The 391-nt window shown below is 39.6% G+C and carries 1 protein-coding gene; it reads right to left on the bottom strand.

Annotated elements, in window-relative coordinates; translation table 11 throughout:
* Positions 1 to 378, bottom strand: a 378-nt coding sequence (locus ADH54_RS10225) for an IS110 family transposase (RefSeq protein ID WP_049525047.1), incomplete at its 3' end; no start/stop codon positions are given.
* Positions 379 to 391 lie beyond the last annotated feature (13 nt).

Consider the following 391-nt stretch of genomic DNA (forward strand, 5'->3'; position numbering starts at 1 on the left):
TTCAGGGGCAGGGATATAGGAAGGTTCAATTAGTCCGCAACGACCGAGTTGAGCAATCCATTCGGCATCTTTCATGTCTGTTTTTCGACCAGGCACATTCTTGATATGTTGAGGATTGGCAAGTACCAAGACGAGATTAGAATCTGAAAAGATATTAAAGAGAGGGAGCCAATATTGCCCAGTACTTTCAAAAAAGACATGTGTGACATGGTTTTCCACCAACCAATCTAAGGCATTGTGAAGAGCTACAGTAGTTGTCCCAAATTTCTTCTGAATTTTCTTTGGCTTATTAGTATCTAGTGGACCATCTAGAATACAACAAACAATGGATTTTTGGTGGACATCAATACCACAACACGTTTCAATCATGACTTCCATTATAAAAACCTCC

It is taken from the genome of Streptococcus pseudopneumoniae (assembly GCF_001072315.1).
Classification (GTDB): Bacteria; Bacillota; Bacilli; order Lactobacillales; family Streptococcaceae; genus Streptococcus; species Streptococcus pseudopneumoniae_R.